Raw genomic sequence first — 23,015 nt, 5'->3', positions numbered from 1 at the left:
GTATTATTTTACCCCATAGATTCACCTGTTTCATCCCAGCCGCATGACCAGAACACCCGCTGCGATGATGCCGCCAGCGAGATAACGCCAGACGCTGGCGCGTTCTTTGAGGATGACGACGGAGATCACCAGCGCAAACAGAATTGAGGTTTCGCGCAGCGCCGCGACGACGGCGACGGGGGCCTTGGTCATGGCGTAGAGCGCCAGCCCGTAGGAGAGGATGGAGCCGCCGCCGCCGATCAGGCCGCGCCACCAGTTTCGCCGCACATGCTGCGTAACGGCGCTTACGCCGCGCTGGTAAAAGGCGAAACCAAAGAGGAGGACGGGCGGCAGAAGCGACATCCACAGCGTATAGGAAATCGCATTGCCGGAAAGCCTTGCGCCGACACCATCAACGAAGGTGTAGGAGGCAATCACGAAGGCGTTGATGAGCGCGACAATGATCGCCTTTCCGCCGCCGCGCCGCGCCTCGAAGGCAAGCGTCAGGATGCCGCCGGAAATGATGGCAATCCCGGCAAGCGCAAGCGGGCTTAAAATCTCGCCGAGGAAAAGGCTGCTCGTCGCTGCGACGATCAGCGGCGCCACGCCACGCATGACGGGATAGACGAGGCCGATATCGCCGATCGTATAGGCGGCGGCGACTAGGCGGAAATAGGCAAATTGCAGAACGGCCGAGGCGATGAGAAAGGGAATGGCCACCGGCGCAGGAAACGGCAGGAAGGGCAGGAAGGGTAAAGAACAAGCTGCGGCGCCCGCCGCGATCAGCGAGGCGTCCAGCGACTTGTCGGATCCGGATTTTACCAGCGCATTCCATCCGGCATGCAATATCGCGCCCAGAAGCACCAGAATTAGAATGTCAAATGTCACGATAGAGACTCGCTCATGGGCTATTCCAGGCAACCTACAGCATCGGCTTGAAAACCGGAATCCATTTTCCGTGGTGGCTGTGGGAGACGCAAATCCTCCTGTCGTAAGCGGTTGCTTCTTTGCAGATTATGACGCGTGTCAAGTTTCGGGTTTGTGCGTGTTGCGGGATGGAGTGGGTAACTGTGCGAGAGGCGATATGCGGCCGTGCTCACGATTTCATCAGCAGGACATACGCGTCGATGCCGGATGCACAGCTTATGGTTTTGCTGTGGAACGTGTTTTTTGCAAAAATGCGACCGATTGCGGCGATTATTCCTGCTCAAAATTGCCCATATCCAGAAGATAAAACTGTATCAATCAAGCGAGCACATGCAGGCTCAAAATGAAAAGAAGTTTCAATTCATTACTGAATGGCTCGCTACAACGTTACAGTTTTACCTATAACTTGATTTACAGAATAACTTTCTGAAAATTAGATACGCCTAATGCATCGGTGAACGGAATGAAAACAAACAGGAGACGAAGGGCGCATAAGATGCACGCAAATGTTGTTTCAGCAAATATTCATCGAAATGTATGCTTTTGAAAAACTGGATAAAAATACTCAGCACAACGCCGCTTAAGGTGTTTTTGTGAAATCATTTTGCGCAAACTAGGTGTACTTTCGTGACACCACGAGTCCGGCTTGTTCAATATTTTCATTCGGGCAGGGGTTCAAGAGAAGGATGAGGGTTCCTAGATTTAGGAAAGCGGCCGCAAAAAAGCGGTGCGAAAAGCTCGTCCGCGGATTTATGCGGGAGAGGCAATTCTCGCTGGGCCATTGAGCGTCGAGCCGGCGCATGAGGTCCTTGAACCGCGCGATATGGCAGAGGGAAAAGTTGACATGCAGCATGATACCTATGAACCGGATTACCTCAGAAAAATTCTGACGGATGTCAGGACCATCGCCCTGCTTGGCGCCTCTCCCAATCCGGATCGGCCGAGCCACGGCGTCATGCGCTTTCTGCTGTCCAAGGGTTACCGCGTGTTTCCGGTCAATCCCGGTCAGGCGGGCAAGGAGATATTGGGGCAGAAAGTGTATGCGCGGCTTGCCGACATTCCGGAACCCGTTGATATGGTCGATGTGTTCCGGGCGCCGGAATATTTGTCGGCAATTGTCGAAGAGGCGATATTGCTGCCGCAGCGGCCATCGGTGATCTGGGGCCAGCTGTCGGTCAGAGACGACAATGCGGCGGCCAAGGCCGAGGCCTACGGCATGAACGTGGTGATGGACCGTTGCCCCGCAATTGAGTATCCGCGTCTCAATATTGTGCGATAGTTGGTACGGATTGGACTTATCATTTGGCGGCAAGGCATTATGATCCCTCCAAAATATCATTGGAGGAAACATCATGCCGAGCAGCAATCCCGGGTTCTCAACGTTGGCCGTGCACGCGGGCGCACAGCCCGATCCGACCACCGGTGCGCGCGCGACGCCGATCTACCAGACAACGGCCTATGCCTTCCGTGACGCCGATCACGCAGCCGCGCTGTTCGGATTAAAAGAGTTCGGCAATATCTACACGCGCATCATGAACCCAACCCAGGCGGTTCTGGAGGAGCGTGTCGCAGCGCTTGAAGGCGGCACGGCGGCACTTGCCGTTGCATCCGGTCACGCCGCGCAATTGCTGGTTTTCCACACATTGCTGCAACACGGCGACAATTTCGTCGCGGCACGCCAACTTTATGGCGGCTCCATCAATCAGTTCGGCCACGCCTTCAAGGGTTTCGACTGGCAGGTGCGCTGGGCCGATGCGGCTGATCCGGCCACTTTCGAACGGCAGATCGACGACCGCACACGCGCCATCTTCATCGAAAGCCTCGCCAACCCGGGCGGCACATTCGTGGATATCGCCGCGATTGCAGATGTCGCCCATCGTCACGGCCTGCCGCTCATCGTCGATAACACCATGGCAAGCCCCTATTTGTTGCGGCCGCTGGAACATGGCGCGGATATCGTATTGCATTCGTTGACGAAATTCCTCGGCGGCCATGGCAATTCCATGGGTGGCATCATCGTCGATGGCGGCACTTTCGACTGGTCGGCCACGGATAAATATCCGTCGCTGTCGCAGCCCCGCCCAGAATATTCCGGCGTCGTGCTGCACCAGACCTTCGGCAATTTCGCCTTCGCGATTGCCTGCCGCGTTCTTGGCTTACGCGATCTCGGCCCTGCGATCTCGCCCTTCAATGCCTTCCTCATCCTCACGGGCATAGAGACCCTGCCGCTGCGCGTTCAGCGCCACTCCGATAATGCGCTGGCCGTCGCCAAATGGCTGAAAGCGCACCCCAAGGTGGGCTGGGTGCATTATGCCGGGCTGGAGGACAGCGACAACTACGCAATCCAGCAGCATTATTCGCCAAAGGGCGCTGGTTCCGTCTTTACCTTCGGCATCAAGGGCGGTTATGCCGCCGGCAAGGCGCTGGTGGAAGGTCTGCAACTCTTCTCCCATCTCGCCAATATCGGCGATACACGCTCTCTCGTCATCCACCCGGCTTCCACGACACATGCGCAGCTGACACCGGAACAGCAGACGGCGGCGGGTGCCGGACCGGATGTGGTGCGCCTCTCGATCGGCATCGAGGATGTCAAGGACATCATCGCCGATCTCGAACAATCGCTTGCGAAGCTCTGAGAGACCGGGGTCGTCATGACGAATTTTCTCGCATTCGAAGATACACGAACCGCTACGGCCAGTGATGTCGAGGCGGAGGTGGAGCACAGTGCACCCGCACCGGAAAGGCTGATTTCCGGCGACCCCAAATTCACCACGTGGAATCTGGAGGAAGCGCCCGGTGGCATCTATGCCGGCATCTGGCAGTCGACACCCGGCAAATGGCGGGTGGTCTATGACGAATGGGAATATTTCAACATTCTCGAGGGTCACTCGATCCTGACGGAGGATGGCGGATCCCCGCGCGACCTGAAACCGGGCGACAGGCTGGTCCTGCGGCCGGGCTTCAAGGGAACCTGGGAGGTCGTCGAAACGACCCGCAAGGATTATGTCATCCGGTTGTAGGGGCCGGATGATTTCTATTGGTCCATCGCCGGGATAAAGGTTGTTCCCGGCGTGGCTGTCACCAGCTGAGATCGAGCCGTTCCAGACCATGGAAGTGATAGACGTCCTTGACCCTGGGTGGCTCGGCAATCTTCAGTCCCGGCAGTCGCTTGAAAAGCAGAGGCAAGGCTAGGTTCAGCTCCAGCCTTGCCAGCGGCGCGCCAATGCAGAAATGGATGCCGGCGCCGAAGGAGACGTTGGCGCCTTCGTTTCGGTCCGGCCTGAATGCCAGGGGATCGGAAAACTTGGCCGGATCGAGATTGGCGGCCGCCAGAATGAGGCTGACCTTGTCGCCGCGTTTGAATTCCACGCCATCGATCTCGACCGGCTCCAGAACCCAGCGCTGGAAAATATGGACGGGCGCGCAGATACGCAGCGTTTCTTCCACCGTGCGTTCCGTTGCCGTCTCGTCGTGGAAAAGTGTGTCGGGCGAGATGCCGCTTTCCAGAATGATGCGCACGGAATTGCCGATCTGGTGCACCGTCGCCTCGTGCCCGGCGTTCAACAGAACGATGGTGGTCGAGATCAGCTCGTCGTCGGTCAGATACTGGCCCTTGTGCTCCGTATGGATCATGTGGCTCAGCAGATCGTCTTTCGGCTCCGCCCGGCGCTCCGCGATCACACTGCGCACATAGTCTGAAAACTCATGTGCGGCCCTGTCGGCCAGAAGCTCGTCCTCGGGCGTGCGCTTGAACATGTACATGCCGACATAGGCATGTGACCATTTCAAAAGCTGCGGTCCCATTTCCTCGGGAATGCCGATCATGCGCGCGATCATCGTGACCGGGATGATATCGGCATAGGAAGAAAGCAGTTCCGTCTCGCCGTTTCTTTCGAAGGCGTCGATCAGCCGGTTGGCGAGTTCCTCTATTTCTGGCTTCATCTTGTCGACATGCCGCGAAACGAAAGCGCGGTTGATGAGGGTGCGCAGCCGTGTGTGTTCCGGCGGCTCCAGCTCCAGAAGCGAGTGCTGCTCTGCGGCGTCGAAATGCTTCACATGCTCGAGCGGCTCTGCCAGACCGATCTCCTCGCGGCTCGCAACATGCAGGATCTGCCGTCCGAACCGGCGGTCGCGCAGGAGGGCGCTGACATGGTCGTATTCGGTGAAAAACCACTGCCGCTGCTCTTCCCAATAGAAAGTGGGACATTGGGCATGCAGGGCAGCATAAACCGGGTTCGGATCGTTGTAGAAAGCCGGATTGCGGGCATCGAGTGAAACACGACGCGTGGCGGGATCGATTTTGAGAAAGGGAAATGTCGCTGTCATGTCCATGGTTTATTCCGCGCGCCGCACTTTGGGAAGGGCGTGAAAATGCCGTTTCGTGTGTTTATCCGCATGTCACTGTGCGGTTACTTTGTCACCGGTTGGCGATGGCCGCTATCCGGTTCAGCGCCGCAACCTGCCGGTTGGCATTGTTGTCCATCGGGTTTTCGTCCCGGTCCGGAGAGGGGACGACAACATTGGCTGAATTGACGTGGATCACGGTGCGGTTGCGGCCGGCCTTCTTGGCCGCGTAAAGCGCGCGGTCGGCCTCCGTCATCATCACGCTCAGATCCGCATCCTTGATCATGGCTTCGGATATGCCGACGCTGGTCGTGACCTCGATGTTTTCGCCGCGTGCGCTGATCTTCGAAAGGCGCAGGTTGCTGCGGATGGCTTCCGCAAGCGTCACGGTGCTGGAGGGGCTTTCCACTTCGGCGACGAGCGCGAATTCTTCTCCGCCCATCCTGACGAACAGGCCGCGCTCACCGATGACCCGCTGCGCCATATTGCAAAAATGCACAAGCACCGCGTCTCCCGACTGATGGCCGTATTTGTCGTTGATCTTCTTGAAATGGTCGATGTCAAACAGCGCCAGCGCCACGTAACGGCTGGAGCCGGGCGACCTTTTTTTGATGTGTTCGAACTCTTCAAGCAGCCCTCGCCGGTTGAGGACGCCGGTCAGGTGGTCGGTCATGGCCAGCCGGTGCAGGCGGGTTTCCGTGTCTTCCATGATGATCTTGGCGCTCATCATGACGATGATGGTAAAGCCGAGAATGCCTGAAAAGGCGAGCGCTGCCGTCAGCGGAATGGCGTTGGGGGCGGCGGCGTTGACGGGAATGACGATGGACGCCACGAGCGCCCCGCAAAACGCCTGCACGATGAAGGTGGCCGCCAGCACCTTGCGGCTGAATGACGCGCGTGCCTTGCTGGCCAGAAGAATGCCGGCCAGCATGAAATAACCGGTGGCGGCACAGATGTGATAGAGCAGGATGCGCGGGACCATGTTTTCGCGTACGGGGCCGATCAGCATGCCCGCCACCCATAACAGCGCCGGAATGGCGATCCAGCCGGCGGTCTTGCGCTGTTCGAAGGACAGGAGACCGGCGAGCCAGAAACTGAAGGCCGAAAGGGCAAGCGTATTGCCGACTTCGATCGACAGGAAGTTGGGAATATCGCCGCGCAGCGCCACCATCACCGTGCCGGCGCTCGTTGCGGCAAAACCGGCGGCGAAATAGATATTGTGCCGGCGGGCAGGGCGGTGCAGCCACAGGGTTCCCAGCAGCAGGGCAAGGGTCAGCGTTTCCGACGCCCAAAGCAGCATGCCCGTCTTTGCATCCAGCATTGCAAAATCCTATCTGCGCTATCATGCCGTAAAAGCGGTTCGCGGCACGATGTGCGCAATGCCCGCCGAATTGGTGGAGATGCCATTTCGCCTCAAAAGAGGCTCCCGCCCCCTGACGGGAAACCGGAAATTCGCGGGCGTAGTATCAGCCGCAAATACCTAACGAGTTCTTGCCAGTGAGAAGTTATATCTGGGCAACACACCGGTTTTTGCGTTTGCGGTTTGCTCCTGTTAAAAAATAATGCGGGCGACAGAGAATGGTCCGGTTGGCATCGGCTTGTCCATAGCCGTTACCCCGCGGGTGGAAAACGCCCGTAAACGCTGTTGAGCCGTTAAGGATATGCGGCTTCGTGTCTTGAAGTACCGGGCAGGGACACTCTATGTAGGGAGAACGAAGGTTAGAAGTGATTCCGGAGCGGTTTTCCGCGAAGGGCAGAGTTTGACAAAGGACGGACATGAAAAATCCAGTTGATACCGCCATGGCTCTGGTGCCGATGGTCGTAGAGCAGACCAATCGCGGCGAACGCTCCTATGACATATTTTCCCGTCTTCTCAAGGAACGCATCATTTTCCTCACCGGACCGGTGGAAGACCAGATGGCCTCGCTCGTCTGCGCGCAGCTGCTTTTCCTCGAGGCTGAAAACCCGAAGAAGGAAATCGCGCTCTACATCAATTCGCCGGGTGGCGTCGTGACCGCCGGCATGGCGATCTACGATACGATGCAGTTCATCCGCCCTGCCGTTTCTACGCTTTGCGTCGGCCAGGCCGCATCCATGGGCTCGCTGCTTCTGGCCGCTGGCGAAAAGGGAATGCGTTTCGCAACTCCGAACGCCCGCATCATGGTGCATCAGCCCTCCGGCGGCTTCCAGGGGCAGGCTTCGGATATCGAGCGTCACGCCCGCGACATCATCAAAATGAAGCGTCGCCTTAATGAAGTCTACGTGAAGCACACCGGCCGTACGCTGGAAGAGGTTGAAAAAACCCTTGATCGCGACCACTTCATGGATGCCGACGAGGCCAAGGACTGGGGTGTGATCGACAAGATCCTCACCTCGCGCCAGGAAATGGAAGGCGCCGCCGCGAATTAAGGCGCGACGCTTTTTGACGGTTGTTTAACCCCGCAAAGTAATTTCGGGGCTTTCAACCGCAACAGAAAGCGATATTAGTATATATAAAGGCTGTGTTGAATTTTTATGACGTGGCCTTTGGTTTGATGGGGAATTCGTTGCAGCCGGTTGTCAGCTCATGTATCTGATACCGGTTAGTACCCCGGGAAACGAGGCGGATACGGCGATGCACCCAAGGGCGGCCGTATCGGCGGGCGGTAAGTTGACCGCGATCCGTTTGGCGGACCTGCGGCGTGCTGGAAGGAAAGTGATATGAGCAAAGTCAGCGGCAGCAACGGCGGCGACTCTAAGAATACACTCTATTGTTCATTCTGCGGCAAGAGCCAGCACGAAGTCCGGAAACTCATTGCCGGACCGACGGTATTCATCTGCGATGAATGCGTCGAATTGTGCATGGACATCATCCGCGAGGAGAACAAGACGTCGATGGTGAAGTCGCGCGAGGGTGTTCCAACCCCGCAGGACATCATCAAGATCCTCGACGAATACGTCATCGGCCAGAAGCAGGCGAAAAAGATCCTGTCGGTGGCCGTTCACAACCATTACAAGCGCCTCGCGCACGCCTCCAAGAATGGCGATGTCGAGCTTGCGAAGTCGAACATCATGCTCGTCGGTCCGACGGGTTGCGGCAAGACCTATCTTGCCCAGACGCTCGCCCGCATCATCGACGTTCCCTTCACGATGGCAGACGCAACGACGCTGACCGAAGCCGGTTATGTCGGCGAGGACGTGGAAAACATCATCCTGAAGCTGTTGCAGGCTGCGGATTACAATGTTGAGCGCGCCCAGCGCGGCATCGTCTATATCGACGAAGTCGACAAGATCTCCCGCAAGTCGGATAACCCGTCGATCACGCGTGACGTGTCGGGCGAGGGCGTTCAGCAGGCGCTTCTGAAGATCATGGAAGGCACGGTCGCTTCCGTTCCGCCGCAGGGCGGCCGCAAGCATCCGCAGCAGGAATTCCTGCAGGTGGATACGACCAACATCCTGTTCATCTGCGGCGGCGCGTTTGCCGGCCTGGACAAGATCATCTCGGCCAGGGGCGAAAAGACCTCGATTGGCTTCGGTGCGACCGTCAAGGCGGAAGACGATCGCCGCGTTGGCGAGGTGCTGCGCGAACTGGAGCCGGAAGATCTGGTGAAATTCGGTCTTATTCCGGAATTCATCGGCCGTCTGCCGGTTCTGGCTACGCTGGAGGACCTTGACGAGGATGCGCTGATCCAGATCCTGTCCGAGCCGAAGAACGCGCTGGTCAAGCAGTACCAGCGTCTGTTCGAGATGGAAGATGTGGAACTGACCTTCCACGAGGACGCGTTGCGCGAGATTGCCCGCCGGGCGATTACCCGCAAGACGGGTGCCCGCGGTCTGCGCTCGATCATGGAAAAGATCCTTCTGGATACCATGTTCGAACTGCCGACGCTGGAAGGCGTGCGCGAAGTGGTGATCTCCAACGATGTCGTCAGCGGCATCGCTCGCCCGCTCTACATCTATGCGGATCGTCAGGAAGAAAAGGCCAATGTTTCGGCTTGATTGACCGATCCGACGCTTTGATGAATTCAAAAGGCCCGCACTCGTGCGGGCCTTTTCTGTTGTGGCAGGTGCGAAACTTGCCGCTAACTTGGAGTAACCCGATTTTGCGTTTGGAGCGGATTGCGCTTTGCTGATAAAGTCTTAAAACTGATTTGCAGCGCGATATGACGGAAATGTGAATTACCGTCGGCGACCCGGTTCCTGATCCTGTGGGATAACCGGAAATGTCGGGAGTAATAGCCGGCGCTGTATTTGTTTGAATTTTACGGCCGTGCCGTTGCGCGGGGTCGTCTCTTCCGGTGACTTGAAATCGGCGTTCCGAAACTCCACTTTCAGTCTCGAGAAATGAATATGCCGGACGCCCCAAGACGTCAGGCAAAGTGTCCTGAAAGGGACCATGAAAGGAAATGATATGACGAACATCACGTCTGCGGCATCCGGCGGTATCTATCCGGTACTTCCCCTGCGCGACATTGTCGTTTTCCCGCATATGATCGTTCCCCTGTTCGTCGGGCGGGAAAAATCCATTCGCGCTCTCGAAGAGGTCATGGGCTCGGACAAGCAGATCATGCTTGTTACCCAGATCAACGCTAGCGATGACGATCCGTCCCCGGAAGCCATCCACAAGGTCGGCACGGTCGCTAACGTTCTCCAGCTGCTGAAGCTGCCCGACGGCACCGTGAAGGTGCTTGTGGAAGGCAAGGGCCGCGCCCAGATCGAGGCCTATACCGACCGCGAGGATTTCTACGAAGCGTCTGCGACGCCGCTGCAGGAGCCTGCGGAAGACCCTGTAGAGATCGAGGCGCTGTCGCGTTCCGTCGTTTCGGAGTTCGAGAGCTATGTGAAGCTCAACAAGAAGATTTCGCCCGAGGTTGTCGGCGCTGCCGGCCAGATCGACGATTATTCGAAGCTGGCCGACACTGTTGCTTCGCACCTGTCGATCAAGATCACCGAAAAGCAGGAAATGCTGGAAACCGTCAGCGTGAAGCAGCGGCTTGAAAAAGCGCTCGGCTTCATGGAAGGCGAAATTTCCGTGCTTCAGGTCGAGAAGCGTATCCGCTCGCGAGTCAAGCGCCAGATGGAGAAGACGCAGCGCGAATATTATCTGAATGAACAGATGAAGGCGATCCAGAAGGAGCTCGGCGACGGCGAGGATGGCCGTGACGAGATGGCCGAACTGGAAGAGCGCATTGCCAAGACCAAGCTTTCCAAGGAGGCCAAGGATAAGGCCGAGGCGGAAATGAAGAAGCTTCGCCAGATGAGCCCGATGTCTGCGGAAGCGACTGTCGTGCGCAACTATCTGGACTGGCTGCTCAGCCTGCCTTGGGGCAAGAAGTCGAAGGTCAAGGTTGATCTCAACAGCGCCGAGGCGGTCCTCGATCAGGATCATTTCGGTCTGGACAAGGTCAAGGAACGCATCGTTGAATATCTGGCCGTGCAGGCTCGCGCTTCGAAGATCCGTGGCCCGATCCTGTGCCTCGTCGGTCCTCCCGGCGTCGGCAAGACTTCGCTCGCCAAGTCGATCGCCAAGGCGACCGGTCGCGAATATGTGCGTATGGCGCTGGGTGGTGTGCGTGACGAGGCGGAAATCCGCGGTCACCGCCGTACCTATATCGGCTCCATGCCGGGCAAGATCGTTCAGTCGATGAAGAAGGCCAAGAAGTCCAATCCGCTCTTCCTGCTCGACGAGATCGACAAGATGGGCATGGATTTCCGCGGCGATCCGTCTTCCGCACTGCTGGAGGTGCTCGATCCGGAACAGAACTCCACCTTCATGGACCACTATCTTGAAGTGGAATACGACCTGTCCGACGTGATGTTCGTGACCACGGCCAACACGCTGAACATTCCAGGTCCCCTGATGGACCGTATGGAAGTGATCCGCATCGCCGGTTACACGGAGGACGAAAAGCGCGAAATCGCCAAGCGTCACCTGCTGCCGAAGGCGATCAAGGAACATGCCCTGCGTCCGGAAGAGTTCTCGGTAAGCGACGACGCTCTGATGATCGTGATCCAGCAGTACACCCGCGAGGCGGGCGTGCGCAGCTTCGAGCGCGAGTTGATGAAGCTCGCGCGAAAGGCCGTGACCGAGATCATCAAGGGCAAGGTCAAGTCCGTGGAAGTCACCGCAGCCAATGTCCCGGATTATCTGGGCGTTCCGCGGTTCCGCCACGGCGAGGCCGAGCGTGAGGATCAGGTTGGTGTCGTCACCGGTCTGGCATGGACGGAAGTCGGCGGTGAGTTGCTCACCATCGAAGGCGTGATGATGCCGGGCAAGGGCCGCATGACGGTCACCGGCAACCTCAAGGAAGTGATGAAGGAATCCATTTCGGCAGCGGCATCCTATGTCCGCTCGCGCGCCGTGGACTTCGGCATCGAACCGCCGCGTTTCGACAAGAGCGACATCCACGTTCACGTTCCGGAAGGGGCTACCCCGAAGGATGGACCGTCTGCCGGTGTTGCCATGGCAACCGCCATCGTCTCCATCATGACCGGTATCCCGGTCTCCAAGGATGTGGCGATGACGGGCGAGATCACGCTTCGTGGTCGCGTGCTGCCAATCGGCGGCCTGAAGGAAAAGCTGCTTGCGGCGCTTCGCGGCGGTATCAAGAAGGTGCTCATCCCGGAAGAAAACGCCAAGGACCTGGCGGATATTCCTGATAATGTGAAGAACGAGATGGAGATCATCCCGGTTTCTCGCATGGGTGAGGTCATCAAGCACGCGCTGCTTCGCATGCCCGAGCCAATCGAGTGGGACGGCAGCATCGAAACGCCTGTTATCGCAACTGTCGACGGTGTCGACGAGGGCGGACAGACGATCGCACATTGATTGCCACGTCGTTGTGAAAGCCAGAATCGGTTTTCGCGACACCTGTGCATAGATTCAATGTGTTAGATGCCGAAAGGCGCGATGCTTCTTTGATGCTCGCAGAACTGGTGCGAAATTGGCACGTTTAAGGGAAAGGCCGGCAGAAATGTCGGCCTTTTTTGTGAAAAACCCCGCAGACCCCTTGTTTTTCAGGCGATTCCAGCGCTTTTGAGTTGCTGCGCGCGGATACAGACGTATTCTGCGCCGGCTTAATTTGAGTCGTTTCAAACCATTGAAAGGGGTGGAAACATGAACAAGAACGAGCTCGTCTCTGCTGTTGCCGAAAAGGCTGGTCTCACGAAGGCAGATGCTGCTTCCGCTGTTGATGCCGTATTCGAAACCGTACAGAACGAACTGAAGAGCGGTGGCGACATCCGTCTCGCTGGCTTCGGCAGCTTCTCCGTAAGCCGTCGTGAAGCCTCCAAGGGTCGTAACCCTTCCACGGGTGCTGAAGTCGATATCCCGGCTCGCAACGTACCGAAGTTTTCCGCAGGCAAGGGCCTGAAGGACGCCGTCAACTCGTAAGGTTTCCGAAAGGCCGTGACGTCCGGCGGCGGGCGGGCGGCTTTTCAGGTTCACGAGGAAACATGTTTTGACGCCCTGACGCCATCATGCCGGCACGTAAACCGGGCGGCTTTTCGAAATGCTTTTTCGGATAGCCCTTTTTTCGAACCGGCAAGATGTACTTGAAAGTAGGAGAGCGCGCCTGTGTAGCCTCCATCCGGTCACACGGCGCTCTGATACGCGGAATGTGCGCACGAACAGGAAAGCCCGGCCTTCATGGTCGGGCTTTTTGATTCCTCCGGCAGGAAATGTCATGCCGCTGTCATGTCTCTGACGCAGAAGCCATAGGGTGTTTTTTTGGATCCAAGGGGGATTTATAATGGCGTTCCGACTTTCTCAGATGGCTTTGACTGCTGCTCTGCTCACGTCCGCGGCCTTTCCGGCTGCTGCCGAGCCGGTTTTCAACCGCATCGCATCTTTCCCGGTCGTAAAGAACCTGCCAGCGGACAGGGACGCGAAGGCCGTCACTTCAGCTGAAATCGTAACCGCCAGCGAAGACGGTAAGACGCTGATCTATTCGGACAGCCCGCTTGGCGGCATTGGATTCGTTGACATCACCGACGCGAAGGCACCCAAGGCTGGAGGCGCGTTGCTGCTGGAAGGCGAACCGACCTCGGTTGCCGTTGCTGGCGCCAAGGTTCTGGCCGGTGTCAACACGTCCGAAAACCGCGCCAAGCCGTCCGGCAAGCTCGTGACGGTCGATATCGCCACCAAGAAGATTGAAGCGAGCTGCGATCTCGGCGGCCAGCCAGATTCTGTCGCAATTTCCCCGGACAAGACCTTCGCCGCTATCGCGATCGAAAACGAACGCGATGAAGAGGTGAACGAAGGCGCTCTGCCACAGATGCCCGCCGGTTATCTGGTGACGGTCGGTCTGAAGAACGGTGTTGCCGACTGCGCGACGCTGAAGAAGATCGACGTGACCGGCCTTGCCGAAATCTCCCCGGAAGATCCGGAGCCGGAATTCGTCTCGATCAATGCCAATGGCGAGATCGCGCTCACGCTGCAGGAAAACAACCACATCGTCATCATCGACGGCAAGACCGGTACGGTAAAGACGCATTTCTCCGCCGGCACGGTTGATCTGGAAGGCGTCGACACGAAGACGGACGGCCAGATCAAATTCACCGACAAGCAGGAAGGCCGCAAGCGTGAGCCAGATGCCGTGAAGTGGCTGGACAATGACCGAATCGTCATCGCCAATGAGGGTGACTGGCAGGGCGGCGCGCGCGGCTTCACCATTTTCGACAAGACCGGCAAGCTTCTTTATGAAGCCGGTGCCACCCTTGAGCACGCTGCCGCCAGCATCGGCCACTATCCGGAAAAGCGCTCCAAGGCCAAGGGCATCGAGCCGGAAGGTCTGGAGACGGCAACCTTCGATGGTCAGAAGTACTTCTTCGTTCTTGCCGAGCGCGCGTCTCTCGCTGCGGTCTACAAGGATACGGGCGGCACACCGGAATTGCTCCAGCTTCTGCCGTCGGGCATTTCGCCTGAAGGCGCCGTCGCCATTCCGTCGCGCAATCTCCTCGTCACTGCCAACGAAGCCGATCTCGTCGAAGATGGCGGCGCTCGCTCGCACGTCATGATCTATGAACGCGCAGAAGGCCAGATTGCCTACCCGCAGCTCGCTTCCGCCACCGTTGATGGCGCACCGATCGGCTGGGGCGCTCTCTCCGGTCTGGTGGGCGATGCTGAAAAGCCTGGCATCCTCTATGCCGTGTCCGACTCGGTCTATGGAAACCAGCCGTCGATCTACACCATCGACGCAACGAAGAAGCCCGCCACCATAACCAGCGCCCTGCGCATCAAGCGCGACGGTATCGCAGCCCAGAAACTCGACATCGAAGGCATTACGCTTGACGGTAAGGGCGGCTTCTGGCTGGCCTCGGAAGGTGACAGTGCCAAGCTCTTGCCCCACGCACTCTACAATGTCAGCGCCAAGGGCGAGATCAAGGCTGAGATCGCTCTGCCGAAGGAACTGCTGGCTGGCGAAACCCGCTTCGGTTTCGAAGGCGTGACCATGATCGGCAAGGGCGACGACGCGACGCTGTGGATGGCCGTACAGCGCGAATGGGGCACGGACGAGAAGGGTTTCGTCAAGCTCGTCTCCTACAATCCGAAGTCCAAGGAATGGGGAGCCGTGCGTTACCCGCTCGACAAGACCGAGGCAGGCTGGGTCGGCCTTTCTGAAATCACCGCACAGGGCGACTATGTCTATATCGTCGAGCGCGACAATCAGGTCGGTGACAAGGCAAAGATCAAGAAGCTTTACCGCGTCGCGATCGCGGACCTGAAGCCGGGCAAGATCGGTGGCGAACTGCCGCTGGTGGCCAAGCAGGAAGCACATGATTTCCTGCCCGACCTCAAGGCCCAGACGAATGGCTATACCGTTGACAAGCTGGAAGGCTTCACCTTCGACAAGGCAGGAACGGCCTATGTCGTCACTGACAACGACGGCGTCGACGGATCTTCCGGCGAAACGCTGTTCTTTACCGTCGATCTAAAGGCGATCAACTGATCGGTCCGAATAGAATCGCAAATGAGAAAAGCCGGGCATAGCCCGGCTTTTTTGTGCGGCGGAAGAAACCCCGATCTGGGGAATGCCGATTCCCCACGATGAGTCGCACACCAGCCGTTAAAACCGGCATGGTCGCGTCGCTATCGCATAATCGAGGGTGTTATCCGGAGGATTTCCATGAATGTGCAGTGGACCAGATCGCTAGAGATCACCGCCCCATGGAATTCTTGCTTCTGGGAGTGCTGTCTTTTTCCGAGTCCTGCTGGACCCAGCGGAAAAAAATATAAACAGGCAGCGCAATAAGCGCGAGTGTTACAAACGCGTCGACCGACATGGTTTCATCCATCATTTATACCGTTCATCATGAAACGGCTCGAAAACAATGCATGAAATCTCTTTAAAAAGTCTGAATCTGCTTATTTTTCGGGATGTTGCGGGGTGGCACACCTATAGGAGCCGGCCTGTATGAATGTGGAACAGGAGTGCCGATCTGGCATAGACTCACGCCGGAAAAGCCGCTCCCCCAGCCCAAGGCCGCGGCCGTCTACAGAATCGGGGGCAGGGGCCGTGATTCCCGATGCAGGAAGTTTACGGTAAAACGCACCGACATCCGAAAGAGCTTCGGCTTGGTAATGCGCACAATTTGAAGAAGCTGGAAAATGGTGGGCGATGAGAGACTCGAACTCCCGACATCCTCGGTGTAAACGAGGCGCTCTACCAACTGAGCTAATCGCCCTTCGCGTCCTGCAGATCGTGTCTGCCGCGTCGGTGGCCGTGATGTATTCGGATCGGAAAAAAACCGCAAGGGCTTTTGTGAAGTTTTTTTGTTTTTTTTCCGGACAGCTTTGCCCATTGGCAGAGGTGATCGGCAAAAAGCCGGGAACTGCGGGCTTTTCGATAAAAACAACGCCCGGCCTTTACCTTTGGCGGTATGCTGGAATCGCGTTACGGACGCCCCGGCTGTGGACAAGTTTTTTGTTTTTGTTGGGAAAAGCCCGGAAAACAAGGCATTCGCCGCAATGCCGGTCAAAGGCCTTTCAGTTTTTTCCGATCAAAATGAAGAAGCTTATTCTTTTGTCGTGAAACCTGCTTGACACCCCCGCACGAACGCCGTAGTTAGCCGCTCAACGAACAGCCGAGGCTGGTTCGTACGGCGAGACTAAGGTCTTGTCGGTCAGGATAAGCGGGTGTAGCTCAGTTGGTTAGAGTGCCGGCCTGTCACGCCGGAGGTCGCGGGTTCGAGCCCCGTCACTCGCGCCATCCTGTTCCTCGGAAAAAACGCAGACGAATGTCTGTGGAGCGCGGGTGTAGCTCAGTCGGTTAGAGTGCCGGCCTGTCACGCCGGAGGTCGCGGGTTCGAGCCCCGTCACTCGCGCCATTTCTTTCACCGAAATGACACTCCCAAACGAAGCAAGCAGGCATCGTCCTGCCATATCGGCAATGGCGATTTCAGCGCCTGTTTCCGGCATTCGCGAGCGCGGTTTTTCCTGCTGTTTTTAGTCAAGTTTCGATATCGAGAGATCGTCACTTCGCTGCCATTTTGACGTAAAATTCGTGTGACTTTTTTGCGGTTGCGTCGTTCAATCGATTATTATTGTATTTGAGGGGCTTAGCCCGGAATTGTGGCCCAAATTTGCGTCAATTCCGGCAATATTGTTGCCAATCAATGCGGCAGGTGTCTTGAAATGGTGCCTAAACTCTTGCAGAGAGAGCGCGGCTGCGCTAACCACTTTGGCGTTGCAACATATTTGTGCGCCTTTAGACTTTCAGTCGCAAAGGCAGGTCCGGCACCCGGCCGGACAGGGAAGAGACCATGACTGAACTCCTCAGTTCCTATATTCCGATCGCAATCTTTATCGGTATCGCTCTTGTCATTGGCCTGGCGCTTCTCATCGCGCCTTTCGCTGTCGCTTATAAGGCGCCGGACCCGGAAAAGCTCTCCGCTTTCGAGTGCGGTTTCAATGCCTTCGACGACGCCCGCATGAAGTTCGATATCCGGTTTTATCTGGTGTCCATTCTCTTCATCATCTTCGACCTGGAAGTCGCCTTCCTGTTCCCCTGGGCTGTGTCCTTCGGTGATATGGGCTGGTTCGGTTTCTGGTCTATGATGGTGTTCCTCGCCGTTCTCACCATCGGCTTTATCTATGAGTGGAAGAAGGGAGCGCTGGAATGGGCATGAGCCAGAACAACAGCACGCTCGTTGCACCGCAGCCGAAGGGGATCATCGATCCCGCGACCGGCAAGCCTGTCGGCAGCAACGATGCCTACTTCACGGAAATCAACGACGAGCTGGCCGACAAGGGCTTTCTCGTCACCTCGACCGACGAGCTGATCACGTGGGCGCGTACCGGCTCCCTGATGTGGATGCAGTTCGGTCTTGCCTGCTGCGCCGTCGAGGGTCTGATGCAGGCTTCCGGCCCGCGTTACGACATGGAGCGCTTCGGTGTCGCCCCGCGCGCCTCGCCGCGCCAGTCGGACGTCATGATCGTCGCGGGAACGCTGACCAACAAGATGGCGCCGGCACTGCGCAAGGTCTATGACCAGATGCCTGAGCCGCGTTACGTCATCTCCATGGGCTCCTGCGCCAATGGCGGCGGCTATTACCATTATTCCTACGCCGTCGTGCGCGGCTGCGACCGAGTCGTCCCGGTGGATATCTACGTTCCGGGCTGTCCCCCCACGGCGGAGGCGCTGCTTTACGGCGTGCTTCTGCTGCAGAAGAAGATCCGGCGTACCGGTACCATCGAGCGCTAAGGGCAAAGGACGGATTAAGGAATGAGCGAAGCTCTAAACGATCTTGCTGCTTACGTTAAGGAAGCGCGTGGTTCCCTCGTGGTTTCGGCCGATATCGCCTATGGCGAGCTGACGCTGAACACGACGACGGAAAGCGTTATCGCGCTTTTGACGTTCCTGCGTGACGATGTGCAGTGCGGTTTCGTCAACATCATCGATATCTGCGGCGTCGACTGGCCGCAGCGCGAGAAGCGTTTCGACGTTGTCTATCACCTCTTGTCGCCGCGCCAGAATCTGCGCGTGCGCATCAAGCTGCAGGTGGCGGAAGACGAGGGCGTTCCCTCGGCAACCTCCGTTTACATGGGTGCAGACTGGTTCGAGCGTGAAGCCTGGGATATGTACGGCATTCCTTTCGAAGGCCATGCGGATCTTCGCCGAATCCTCACCGATTACGGTTTCGAAGGTCATCCGCTGCGCAAGGATTTTCCGGTTACCGGCTTTGTGGAAGTACGCTACGATGACGTTCTGAAGCGGGTTCTCTATGAGCCGGTCGAACTGAAGCAGGAATTCCGCAATTTCGATTTCCTCTCTCCCTGGGAGGGGACTGACTATGTTCTCCCGGGTGACGAAAAGGCCAAGCAATGAGCGAAGCCCCCGCGACAGAGCACGGACAATGTCTTTGCGGCGCCGTTGGCTTCAATGCCAGCATCGGCGCCCGCGAATTCGGCGTTTGCCATTGCTCGATGTGCCGCCGCTGGTCCGGCGGAACATTTCTGGCTGTCGAATGCGCTGACGTCGCCATCGAGAACGAGGAACATTTCGGTGTTTATACCTCGTCGGAATGGGGCGAGCGCTGCTTCTGCAAGAATTGCGGCAGCACGCTGATGTGGCGCTCCAAGGATGGCAAGCATTTTGCCGTCTCGTTGCAGGCTTTCGACAACCCTTCCAGTTTCCATTTTGCGTCGCAGATTTTCACGGATGAGAAGCCTTCGAGCTATTCTTTCGCGCAAACCACGCAGAACATGACCGGCCCCGAATTCATCGCCATGATCACCTCGGCGGAGCACTAGAATGACTGAGCATAACGTCCGCAATTTCACGATCAACTTCGGTCCGGAACATCCTTCCGCGCACGGCGTGCTGCGCCTGGTTCTGGAACTGGACGGCGAAATCGTCGAGCGCGTCGATCCGCATATCGGTCTTCTGCATCGCGGCACCGAAAAGCTGATCGAGACCAAGACCTACCTTCAGGCGGTGCCTTATTTCGACCGTCTCGACTACGTCGCGCCGATGAACCAGGAACACGCTTTCGCGCTCGCCGTCGAAAAGCTGCTGGGTCTCGAAATCCCGATGCGCGGCCAGCTGATCCGCGTGCTTTATTCGGAAATCGGCCGCATCCTGTCGCACATCATGAACGTGACGACTCAGGCCATGGACGTCGGCGCAATGACGCCGCCTGTCTGGGGCTTCGAGGAACGTGAAAAGCTGATGGTCTTCTACGAGCGCGCCTGTGGCGCCCGCATGCACTCGGCCTATGTCCGTCCGGGCGGCGTGCATCAGGATCTGCCGCCGGAGCTGGTGGAAGATATCGGCAAATGGTGCGATCCCTTCATTACCGTTCTCGACAATATCGAAGGCCTGTTGACCGACAACCGCATCTACAAGCAGCGTAACGTCGATATCGGCGTCGTCTCGCTTGAAGACGCCTTTGCCTGGGGTTTCACGGGCGTCATGGTGCGCGGTTCGGGTGCTGCCTGGGATTTGCGTCGCGCGCAGCCCTACGAGTGCTATTCCGATCTGGAGTTCGATATCCCCGTCGGCAAGAACGGCGACTGCTATGACCGTTACCTGATCCGCATGCAGGAAATGCGCGAATCGGTGAAGATCATGAAGCAGTGCGTCGATCTTCTCTCCGGCAAGCACCGCATCGGCCCGGTCTCCTCGTTGGATGGCAAGGTGGTTCCGCCCAAGCGCGGCGAGATGAAGCGTTCGATGGAAGCTCTTATCCATCACTTCAAGCTCTATACCGAAGGCTATCACGTTCCGGCCGGCGAAGTTTACGCCGCCGTCGAAGCGCCGAAGGGTGAGTTCGGCGTCTACGTGGTCGCCGATGGTTCGAACAAGCCCTACCGCTGCAAGATCCGCGCGCCGGGTTATGCACATTTGCAGGCGATGGATTTCCTGTGCAAGGGCCATCAGCTTGCCGACGTTACAGCCGTGCTCGGCTCCCTCGACATCGTGTTCGGGGAGGTCGACCGCTGATGCGTCTGCCGCTGGCCATCTTGGCTTTTCTTGCTGCGATGTCGACCTCCGTTCTCGCCCAGACGGCGACGGACGAGGGGGGCGTGTCGCTATCAAGCAGCGGCGGTTCCACCATCAAGCAGCTTCTGTCTTCGGGATACGAGATCAAGGCCTCGGTTCCCAATGGCAGCAAGTTCATCGTGTTCATGCAGAAAGACAAGGCGGCTTATGCCTGCGAATTCGTCACGGTGGCGAGATCGCGTTGTGAGACGTTAAACTGAAAAGGCGTGAGGAAGTATGTCCGTTCGTCGACTAGCCGAAGATCAGTTCCAGCCCGTGGCATTTGCCTTTAACGCGGATAATACCGCATGGGCGGAAAAGACGATCCAGAAATATCCGGAGGGACGCCAGCAATCGGCGGTTATCCCGCTGCTTATGCGTGCGCAGGAGCAGGACGGCTGGGTTACCCGCGCCGCCATCGAAAAAATCGCCGATATGCTGGATATGGCCTATATCCGCGTCATGGAAGTGGCGACCTTCTACACCCAGTTCCAGCTGAAGCCGGTCGGCACACGCGCCCATGTTCAGGTTTGCGGCACCACGCCCTGCATGCTGCGCGGCTCCGAAGCGCTGATGGATGTCTGCCGCAAGAAAATCCATCACGATCCGCTGCACACCAACGAGAGCGGCACGCTGTCCTGGGAAGAAGTGGAATGTCAGGGCGCCTGCGTCAACGCGCCGATGGTCATCATCTTCAAGGATGCCTATGAGGATCTGACGCCCGAGCGCCTGGAAGAGATCATCGACACGTTCGAGGCAGGCAAGGGCGACACGGTCAAGACAGGTCCCCAGATCGACCGTCACCAGTCGGTGCCCGTTGGCGGCCTGACGACGCTGACGGAAGAGATCAAGCCAGATCGCTCCAATCTCGACAAGCCTGCGGAAGCTCCGGCGGAAGCAGCCCCCGTTCTTCCTTCGAATGCCGCCAAGCCGAAGACGGACGCACCGGAAACCGATCCGAAGCTGAAGACGCCTGCGAACGAGCCCAAGGCTGCTGCGGAAAACGCAAAGGCAGGGGAACAGCAATCGGCAGGCAAGGAAGCGACAGCATCCAGACCGTCGCTTGAGTCAGCCGACCGTCCGGCAGGCATTGAAAAGCCCGCTGCGCCCGATGACCTGAAACTCATTTCAGGCGTCGGCCCGAAGATCGAAGGCACGCTTAACGAGCTCGGCATCTTCACCTATGCGCAGATTGCCGGCTGGAAGAAGGCCGAGTGCGACTGGGTGGATGGTTATCTGAATTTCAAGGGCCGCATCGAACGCGATGAGTGGATCAAGCAGGCCGAGGCGCTCGCCAAGGGTGGCGAAGCCGAGTATATCAGGGTCTTCGGCAAGAAGCCGCGGTAAAGGGTGAAGCATGTTAAAAGATCAGGATCGCATCTTTACCAATCTCTACGGCCTCAAGGACAAGTCCCTGAAGGGCGTGATGGCGCGCGGCCATTGGGATGGCACCAAACAGATCATCGAAAAGGGTCGTGACTGGATCATCAACGAGATGAAGGCTTCCGGCCTTCGCGGTCGCGGCGGCGCAGGCTTCCCGACGGGTCTCAAGTGGTCCTTCATGCCCAAGGAAAGCGACGGCCGTCCGCATTATCTCGTGGTCAACGCCGACGAATCCGAGCCCGGCACCTGCAAGGACCGCGAAATCCTGCGCAACGATCCGCATACGCTGATCGAAGGCTGCGTTATCGCCGGTTTCGCCATGGGTGCGCACACCGCCTATATCTACGTGCGCGGCGAATATATGCGCGAACGTGAGGCGCTTCAGGCGGCCATCGACGAATGTTACGATGCGGGCCTGCTCGGCAAGAACAACAAGAACGGCTGGGATTTCGACATCTACGTCCATCACGGCGCAGGTGCCTATATCTGCGGCGAAGAGACGGCACTGCTTGAAAGCCTCGAGGGCAAGAAGGGCCAGCCGCGCCTGAAGCCGCCGTTCCCGGCCAATATGGGTCTTTACGGTTGCCCGACGACCGTCAACAACGTCGAATCCATCGCCGTTGCTCCGACCATTCTGCGCCGAGGTGCGGCATGGTTCTCGTCTATCGGCCGTCCGAACAATGTCGGCACCAAGCTGTTCATGGTCTCCGGCCATGTCGAGCGTCCATGCACCTTCGAAGATGCGCTGGGCCTGTCCTTCCGTGAGCTGATCGAACACCATTGCGGTGGCATTCGCGGCGGCTGGGACAATCTGCTTGGCGTCATTCCCGGCGGCGCATCCTGCCCCATCGTGCGCGGTGAGGACATGAAGGACGCCATCATGGACTTCGACGGCATGCGCGAAGTGAAGTCGTCCTTCGGCACCGGCGGCATGATCGTCATGGACAAGTCCACCGACGTCATCAAGGCGATCGCCCGCATCGCGGCCTTCTTCAAGCATGAAAGCTGCGGCCAGTGCACGCCGTGCCGTGAAGGCACCGGCTGGATGTGGCGCGTGCTGGAACGCATGGTGAAGGGCAACGCGCAGAAGCGCGAAATCGACATGCTGTTCGAAGTGACGAAGCAGATCGAAGGCCACACCATCTGTGCGCTCGGCGACGCCGCCGCATGGCCGGTACAGGCGCTGATCCGCAATTTCCGTCCGGAAATCGAAAAGCGCATCGACCAATATACCTACAGGGCCATGGATGATGGCGCTGTTCTGGAAGCTGCCGAATAAGCTTTCGCAGTTTGCATGCGGCGCGGGGATGATCCCGGCGCCGGAAAACCATGAAGCGCCTGACCGACGAGATGAAGTCTCGGGCGCGATTAAGGATTTGTTGCGGACCGTGTGAGAGACACGGGACGAACAGGCAACAG

Annotated in this window: 22 protein-coding genes and 3 tRNA genes; 20 read left to right on the top strand and 5 right to left on the bottom strand. The window is 57.9% G+C overall.

Annotated features, from left to right (window positions below):
* Positions 1 to 30: 30 nt before the first annotated feature.
* Positions 31 to 867 carry an EamA family transporter gene (locus GH784_RS11315; protein ID WP_065704708.1) on the bottom strand — a complete coding sequence of 279 codons (837 nt, stop codon included), beginning with the start codon at positions 865 to 867 and terminating at the stop codon, positions 31 to 33.
* Between the two features lie 239 nt (positions 868 to 1,106).
* On the opposite strand from GH784_RS11315, the gene GH784_RS27140 reads away from it, so the two are divergent.
* The 4 genes from GH784_RS27140 to GH784_RS11295 all read left to right on the top strand — a co-directional run bounded on the left by GH784_RS27140 (position 1,107) and on the right by GH784_RS11295 (position 3,926).
* Positions 1,107 to 1,253: a hypothetical protein gene (locus GH784_RS27140; protein ID WP_162163069.1), complete on the top strand. Its 147-nt coding sequence runs from the start codon at positions 1,107 to 1,109 to the stop codon at positions 1,251 to 1,253.
* Between the two features lie 497 nt (positions 1,254 to 1,750).
* Positions 1,751 to 2,185, top strand: coding sequence for a CoA-binding protein (locus GH784_RS11305; protein ID WP_025593243.1), 435 nt, complete (start codon positions 1,751 to 1,753; stop codon positions 2,183 to 2,185).
* Between the two features lie 73 nt (positions 2,186 to 2,258).
* A complete protein-coding gene (locus tag GH784_RS11300; RefSeq protein WP_003512640.1) occupies positions 2,259 to 3,542 on the top strand; it encodes an O-acetylhomoserine aminocarboxypropyltransferase in 1,284 nt (427 codons plus the stop codon).
* Positions 3,543 to 3,557: 15 nt separating this feature from the next.
* Positions 3,558 to 3,926 (top strand): cupin domain-containing protein, encoded by a 369-nt coding sequence (locus GH784_RS11295; RefSeq protein WP_003512641.1) that lies wholly within the window; start codon positions 3,558 to 3,560, stop codon positions 3,924 to 3,926.
* Positions 3,927 to 3,984: 58 nt separating this feature from the next.
* Here the strand turns inward: GH784_RS11295 and GH784_RS11290 are convergent, their stop codons facing one another.
* Both GH784_RS11290 and GH784_RS11285 read right to left on the bottom strand, forming a co-directional pair.
* Entirely contained in the window at positions 3,985 to 5,238 is a 1,254-nt protein-coding gene (locus GH784_RS11290; protein ID WP_065704705.1) for a cytochrome P450, read from the bottom strand.
* An 85-nt stretch (positions 5,239 to 5,323) separates the two neighbouring features.
* Entirely contained in the window at positions 5,324 to 6,571 is a 1,248-nt protein-coding gene (locus GH784_RS11285; RefSeq protein ID WP_065704702.1) for a GGDEF domain-containing protein, read from the bottom strand.
* A gap of 455 nt (positions 6,572 to 7,026) precedes the next feature.
* Between GH784_RS11285 and clpP the strand changes: the two genes are divergently transcribed.
* The 5 genes from clpP to GH784_RS11255 all read left to right on the top strand — a co-directional run bounded on the left by clpP (position 7,027) and on the right by GH784_RS11255 (position 15,179).
* On the top strand, positions 7,027 to 7,659 hold the full coding sequence (gene clpP / locus GH784_RS11280; protein ID WP_003496491.1) for an ATP-dependent Clp endopeptidase proteolytic subunit ClpP: 633 nt from the start codon (positions 7,027 to 7,029) through the stop codon (positions 7,657 to 7,659).
* Positions 7,660 to 7,950: 291 nt separating this feature from the next.
* Entirely contained in the window at positions 7,951 to 9,228 is a 1,278-nt protein-coding gene (gene clpX, locus GH784_RS11275) for an ATP-dependent Clp protease ATP-binding subunit ClpX (protein ID WP_003512644.1), read from the top strand.
* Positions 9,229 to 9,640: 412 nt separating this feature from the next.
* Complete coding sequence (lon, locus tag GH784_RS11265; RefSeq protein ID WP_003512645.1) at positions 9,641 to 12,058, top strand: endopeptidase La; 2,418 nt, start codon at positions 9,641 to 9,643, stop codon at positions 12,056 to 12,058.
* 270 nt (positions 12,059 to 12,328) lie between these two features.
* On the top strand, positions 12,329 to 12,622 hold the full coding sequence (gene hupB, locus GH784_RS11260; RefSeq protein ID WP_267884607.1) for a DNA-binding protein HupB: 294 nt from the start codon (positions 12,329 to 12,331) through the stop codon (positions 12,620 to 12,622).
* A 358-nt stretch (positions 12,623 to 12,980) separates the two neighbouring features.
* On the top strand, positions 12,981 to 15,179 hold the full coding sequence (locus GH784_RS11255) for an esterase-like activity of phytase family protein (protein ID WP_065704700.1): 2,199 nt from the start codon (positions 12,981 to 12,983) through the stop codon (positions 15,177 to 15,179).
* A 208-nt stretch (positions 15,180 to 15,387) separates the two neighbouring features.
* Here GH784_RS11255 and GH784_RS11250 read toward each other — a convergent pair whose 3' ends face one another.
* Positions 15,388 to 15,528 (bottom strand): hypothetical protein, encoded by a 141-nt coding sequence (locus tag GH784_RS11250; protein ID WP_153793414.1) that lies wholly within the window; start codon positions 15,526 to 15,528, stop codon positions 15,388 to 15,390.
* 311 nt (positions 15,529 to 15,839) lie between these two features.
* Positions 15,840 to 15,915: transfer RNA gene (locus GH784_RS11245), tRNA-Val, on the bottom strand.
* An 88-nt stretch (positions 15,916 to 16,003) separates the two neighbouring features.
* Here GH784_RS11245 and GH784_RS11240 point away from each other — a divergent pair.
* The 11 genes from GH784_RS11240 (at position 16,004) to nuoF (ending at position 22,875) form a co-directional block, all read left to right on the top strand.
* Complete coding sequence (locus GH784_RS11240) at positions 16,004 to 16,273, top strand: hypothetical protein (protein WP_065657985.1); 270 nt, start codon at positions 16,004 to 16,006, stop codon at positions 16,271 to 16,273.
* 89 nt (positions 16,274 to 16,362) lie between these two features.
* Positions 16,363 to 16,439, top strand: a tRNA-Asp gene (locus GH784_RS11235).
* 41 nt (positions 16,440 to 16,480) lie between these two features.
* Positions 16,481 to 16,557: transfer RNA gene (locus tag GH784_RS11230), tRNA-Asp, on the top strand.
* 435 nt (positions 16,558 to 16,992) lie between these two features.
* Entirely contained in the window at positions 16,993 to 17,358 is a 366-nt protein-coding gene (locus GH784_RS11225) for an NADH-quinone oxidoreductase subunit A (protein WP_003512653.1), read from the top strand.
* Complete coding sequence (locus GH784_RS11220) at positions 17,349 to 17,933, top strand: NuoB/complex I 20 kDa subunit family protein (RefSeq protein ID WP_003512655.1); 585 nt, start codon at positions 17,349 to 17,351, stop codon at positions 17,931 to 17,933. Before GH784_RS11225 ends, GH784_RS11220 begins: the two co-directional genes overlap by 10 nt.
* 21 nt (positions 17,934 to 17,954) lie before the next feature.
* Positions 17,955 to 18,557: an NADH-quinone oxidoreductase subunit C gene (locus GH784_RS11215; RefSeq protein ID WP_003512657.1), complete on the top strand. Its 603-nt coding sequence runs from the start codon at positions 17,955 to 17,957 to the stop codon at positions 18,555 to 18,557.
* Positions 18,554 to 18,982, top strand: a complete 429-nt coding sequence (locus tag GH784_RS11210) for a GFA family protein (RefSeq protein WP_038490727.1) — start codon at positions 18,554 to 18,556, stop codon at positions 18,980 to 18,982. Before GH784_RS11215 ends, GH784_RS11210 begins: the two co-directional genes overlap by 4 nt.
* Position 18,983: 1 nt before the next feature.
* Positions 18,984 to 20,174 (top strand): NADH-quinone oxidoreductase subunit D, encoded by a 1,191-nt coding sequence (locus GH784_RS11205; RefSeq protein ID WP_003512668.1) that lies wholly within the window; start codon positions 18,984 to 18,986, stop codon positions 20,172 to 20,174.
* Entirely contained in the window at positions 20,174 to 20,434 is a 261-nt protein-coding gene (locus GH784_RS11200; protein WP_025593255.1) for a hypothetical protein, read from the top strand. Before GH784_RS11205 ends, GH784_RS11200 begins: the two co-directional genes overlap by 1 nt.
* A gap of 16 nt (positions 20,435 to 20,450) precedes the next feature.
* Entirely contained in the window at positions 20,451 to 21,560 is a 1,110-nt protein-coding gene (locus tag GH784_RS11195) for an NADH-quinone oxidoreductase subunit E (RefSeq protein ID WP_019565474.1), read from the top strand.
* Positions 21,561 to 21,570: 10 nt separating this feature from the next.
* Complete coding sequence (gene nuoF / locus GH784_RS11190) at positions 21,571 to 22,875, top strand: NADH-quinone oxidoreductase subunit NuoF (protein ID WP_003502381.1); 1,305 nt, start codon at positions 21,571 to 21,573, stop codon at positions 22,873 to 22,875.
* Positions 22,876 to 23,015 lie beyond the last annotated feature (140 nt).

The organism is Agrobacterium tumefaciens, assembly GCF_009649785.1.
GTDB classification, from domain to species: Bacteria; Pseudomonadota; Alphaproteobacteria; order Rhizobiales; family Rhizobiaceae; genus Agrobacterium; species Agrobacterium tumefaciens.
Note: the sequence above shows the minus strand (reverse complement) of the source record. Positions and strands in the feature narration are given on the sequence as shown.